The sequence below is a fragment of the Pseudoalteromonas prydzensis genome, from assembly GCF_011050055.1.
GTDB lineage: Bacteria > Pseudomonadota > Gammaproteobacteria > Enterobacterales > Alteromonadaceae > Pseudoalteromonas > Pseudoalteromonas prydzensis_A.
The window spans coordinates 1-4599 of the sequence record NZ_DRGM01000213.1; the positions used below are offsets into that span (position 1 = coordinate 1).

Sequence of the window (4599 nt, forward strand, 5' to 3'; positions counted from 1 at the left end):
CAGCCTGTGTGGTACGCTTCGCCATTGCGAATAGGGCTACCTAGTGCGCGAATGCGTCCAGCATTAATACCAATACCCGCACGTTGTGATACGTATTTTACAATCGCAGATGAGGTGGCGTTGATTGAATCTAAGCTGTCACCACACTCAATCAATACACATGAGCTGAATTGACGAGTAGGTGTACGTACCCCCGCCATAATTGGCGTAGGTAAAGAAATTTTAAATAATGACACCGCATCGTAAAAACGTTTAATGTAGTCTAAACGGGTTTCTTTTGGATAATCAGAGAACAAGCTAGCCGCAACTAAAATATATAAAAACTGCGCGCTTTCATATATTTCACCGGTAACTCGGTTTTGCACTAAATATTTGCCTTCAAGCTGCTTAACTGCTGCGTAGCTAAAGTTTAAATCACGTCCATGATCAAGGTACTCGTCTAATTGATCAATTTCTTGCTCTGTGTAGTCAGCGAGTAAGTGGGCATCGTAACGCTTATCTTCAACTAACTTGACGATGTGATCGTATAAACGCGGTGGCTCAAATTGACCATAGGCTTTTTTACGCAAATGGAATACAGCTAAGCGAGCTGATAAATATTGATAATCAGGCGACTCTTTAGAGATCTGATCAGCGGCCGCTTTAATGATGGTTTCATGGATGTCTTCAGTACGAATACCATCATAAAACTGGATGTGTGATTTTAGCTCAACTTGTGAGACAGACACATTATTCAGACCTTCGGCGGCCCAAGCAATAACGCGATGGATCTTATCTAAATCAAGTGACTCTTTACGACCGTCACGTTTGCTTACAGATAGCTGTTGGTTCATAGTTTTGCCTGTATTCCTTGGGATATAAAATTTTTTAGTGACACATTTTTCTTAGAATAAATATTTTATTGTCATAAGACGGTGCTAGCGAGAATTTAATTGAATAACATTTAGCCACAACATCTGGTGTTCATCAAACTCTGGATCACAAGATAGTGTGGTATGCGATCATTTGCAAGGGGCATAAATGCCCCAAATTGTGGATAACGTCGGGATAACACGTTTGTGTTAGTAGCCATTAACCTTTGACCATTTGATTAAAATGAAATTTATAAAAATCAACTCATGATCGATTAAATTTAACCATTTTAAAAATAAATTTAGGCTGCTTTTTTTATCAGCAAACAATGTGCAAAAAATAACACGATCACAATATGTAGTGGTTAATATTTAACAAGCCACTATATATGGTTAAATGCATCAATTGGTGATTGCCAATTAAAATCAGCTTGCCAGCTTAATGCTTCCTCTTCACTGGGGATATATCCCCACAACGCTGTAGCGCTGTGCATGTTCGCCGCTTTGGCTGCAATAATGTCGCGCTGCGCATCACCAATATATAAACAGCGACTCGGGTCGACATCTAACAGTTGTGCTGTATGCAGTAAAGGTAATGGAGATGGTTTTGCTACATTTAGGGTGTCACCACAGACAATTGCTTGCGCATCACTTAACTCAGAGATAGCTGCCACTAAGGGGGTGGTCAAAAATTCAGGCTTGTTGGTCATGATCCCCCATTTGATCTGTTGCTGCTCAAGCGCAATCAATAATTGTGCAATGCCAGTAAAGCATTGGCTATGAATCGCAATATTATCAGCGTAGGCAGTTAACAGCTGTTGGCGCAAAGTAGCTTGTTTTGGATGCGTGTGCCAGTGTTGGCCAAATCCAGCTTCTAGCAGCGCTATAGCGCCATTAGATGCGGCAGGGCGATAAACATCGGCGCTAACAGTCGGCTGGTTATGTGCTGCTAACACATTATTAAGCGCAGCGCCAAGGTCGTCTGCGGTATCAAGTAAGGTGCCATCAAGGTCAAAAATAAAGGCGTCGTAATCAATTATTGGTGTTGCTGTGTTAAAACCAGCCATTACGCAAGTTTCTCAAAGTGGAGAATATAATTAACGCTTACGTCGGTATTTAAGCTGTACTGCTTTGATAACGGGTTATAACTGAGCCCAGCGCTAGCACGTACTTTTAATCCAGCTTGCTCAGCCCATGCAATGAGTTGTGCCGGTTTAATAAACTTTTTGTGGTCGTGTGTACCTTCCGGCACCATCTTTAATAATTTTTCTGCACCAATAATGGCATACAGGTAGGCCTTAGGGGTTTTATTGAGTGTAGAAAAAAATACATCGGCGCCCGGTTTTGCTAATTCTGCTACGGCATGAATGATAGACGCAGGGTCCGGCACATGCTCTAACATTTCCATACAGGTAATAGTATCAAAGCGAGCAGGGTGCTCTTGCGCATACTGTTCGGCAGGTACTTTAATGTACTCTACTTTTACACCGGTTTCTAAACTATGTAGTTTCGCAACGGTTAATGGCTCTTGACCCATATCGATGCCAGTAACGTGTGCGCCCATTCGCGCCATACTTTCACTGAGGATGCCACCACCGCAGCCTACATCGAGGGTTTCTTTGTCGAATAAGCCATTGGCCTTGTCGGCAATAAAATCTAATCGTAAAGGGTTAATTTCATGAAGGGGTTTAAATTCCCCATCGCGGTCCCACCATCGCTCAGCGATGGCTTCAAACTTTGCAATTTCTGCACTATCTACATTCTGATGTTCGGTCATAAAAAACTTCCTCGTCAATCTCAGGCCATTATATAGGGTGAAATTGATAAATCGCAAAGATTTAGCGCCTGTAAATTTAAATTAATTGTGGTAGCATGACTCGGTAATAATAACTAATATCCTCGCAAGCGCCCATATGCGGCACTTTGTGGGGAAATACTGAAGGAATGTGATATCAAATGACTGATTTCGCCAACGAAATTCTGCCAGTCAATATTGAAGACGAGTTAAAAAACTCCTACTTAGACTATGCAATGAGCGTAATCGTAGGACGAGCACTGCCAGACGTACGTGATGGTTTAAAACCTGTTCACCGCCGCGTTTTGTTTGCTATGAACGAGCTTAATAATGATTGGAATAAGCCTTACAAAAAATCAGCCCGTGTGGTTGGTGACGTAATTGGTAAATACCATCCCCATGGCGATAGTGCAGTGTACGACACCATTGTACGTATGGCTCAGCCTTTCTCTTTACGTTATATGTTAGTTGACGGCCAAGGTAACTTTGGTTCAGTTGACGGTGACTCCGCAGCAGCAATGCGTTATACCGAAGTCCGTATGGCAAAAATGTCTCATGAGCTATTAGCTGATCTTGACAAAGAGACGGTTGATTTTGTGCCTAACTATGATGGTACAGAACAAATTCCTGACGTATTACCAACTAAAGTACCTAACTTATTAGTGAATGGTTCTTCGGGTATTGCGGTCGGTATGGCAACCAACATTCCTCCTCATAACTTAACTGAAGTTGTGAATGGTTGTTTAGCGCTTATTCAAAACCCCGATCTAACCATTCATGAATTAATGGATTATATTCCGGGCCCAGATTTTCCAACTGCGGCAATAATCAACGGTAAAAAAGGCATCGAACAAGCCTATTTAACAGGCCGTGGCAAAGTATACATGCGTGCCCGTGCTGAAATTGAAGTTGATGAAAAAACCCATCGTGAGACGATCATCGTTCACGAGATCCCTTATCAAGTAAATAAAGCTCGCTTAATCGAAAAAATTGCTGAGCTTGTTAAAGATAAGAAGATTGAAGGTATTAGTGCATTACGTGATGAATCAGATAAAGACGGTATGCGTATTGTTATCGAGATCAAACGTGGTGACGTAGGCGAAGTTATTTTAAACAACCTTTATGCACAAACTCAGTTACAAACTGTGTTTGGTATGAACATGGTTGCGTTGATCAATAACCAGCCTAAGTGTTTCAACTTAAAAGAAATGCTTGAAGAATTCATCATTCACCGCCGTGAAGTAGTGACCCGTCGTACGGTGTTTGATTTACGCAAAGCCCGCGATCGCGCACACATGCTTGAAGGCTTAGCAATTGCACTTGCTAACATTGACCCAATTATCGAGCTTATTCGTAACTCACCAACGCCAGCTGAAGCTAAAGTAGCACTTGCTAGCCGTCCGTGGGAATTAGGTAACGTAAAAGCCATGCTTGAAAAAGCCGGTGAAGCAAATGTTGCACGTCCTGATTGGTTAGCCGACGACTTAGGTATTCGTGATGGTCAGTATTATATTTCTGAGCAACAAGCCCAAGCAATCCTTGATTTACGTTTACACAAGCTAACCGGTCTTGAACATGAAAAGATTCTAAGCGAATACCAAACGTTATTAGATTTAATTGCCGAGCTTTTATATATTCTTGCTAATCCTGAGCGTTTAATGGAAGTTATCCGCGATGAGTTAGTTGAAATTAAAGAGCAATACGGTGATGAACGTCGTACTGAAATCAACGCCGCTGCCCATGATATTAGTCTTGAAGACTTGATCACGGAAGAAGACGTAGTAGTAACCCTATCTCACGAAGGGTATGTGAAGTATCAGCCATTGTCTGATTACGAAGCACAGCGCCGTGGTGGTAAAGGTAAATCAGCAACCAAGATGAAAGATGAAGATTTCATTGAACGTCTACTAGTTGCTAATACTCACGACACGATTCTTTGTTTCTCAACGGCGG

Annotated in this window: 4 protein-coding genes; 1 reads left to right on the top strand and 3 read right to left on the bottom strand. The window is 41.9% G+C overall.

Translation table 11 applies throughout. The features are described 5' to 3' along the window. From ENH88_RS22630 to ubiG, 3 genes are all read right to left on the bottom strand, one after another. The coding region (locus tag ENH88_RS22630; RefSeq protein ID WP_304185808.1) for an ATP cone domain-containing protein at nucleotides 1-833 on the bottom strand (833 nt) is incomplete at its 3' end. 401 nt (nucleotides 834-1234) lie between these two features. Continuing rightward, nucleotides 1235-1918: an HAD family hydrolase gene (locus ENH88_RS22635; RefSeq protein ID WP_304185809.1), complete on the bottom strand. Its 684-nt coding sequence runs from the start codon at nucleotides 1916-1918 to the stop codon at nucleotides 1235-1237. After that, a complete protein-coding gene (gene ubiG / locus ENH88_RS22640; RefSeq protein WP_304185811.1) occupies nucleotides 1918-2628 on the bottom strand; it encodes a bifunctional 2-polyprenyl-6-hydroxyphenol methylase/3-demethylubiquinol 3-O-methyltransferase UbiG in 711 nt (236 codons plus the stop codon). Before ubiG ends, ENH88_RS22635 begins: the two co-directional genes overlap by 1 nt. Before the next feature lie 179 nt (nucleotides 2629-2807). On the opposite strand from ubiG, the gene gyrA reads away from it, so the two are divergent. Beyond that, a partial coding sequence (gyrA, locus tag ENH88_RS22645) for a DNA gyrase subunit A (RefSeq protein ID WP_304185812.1) occupies nucleotides 2808-4599 on the top strand: 1792 nt, incomplete at its 3' end.

Bases quoted from the DNA above. Each gene is read 5' to 3' on its own strand.
- ubiG (WP_304185811.1), bottom strand. From the start codon at position 2,628: ATGACCGAACATCAGAATGTAGATAGTGCAGAAATTGCAAAGTTTGAA.
- ENH88_RS22635 (WP_304185809.1), bottom strand. From the start codon at position 1,918: ATGGCTGGTTTTAACACAGCAACACCAATAATTGATTACGACGCCTTT.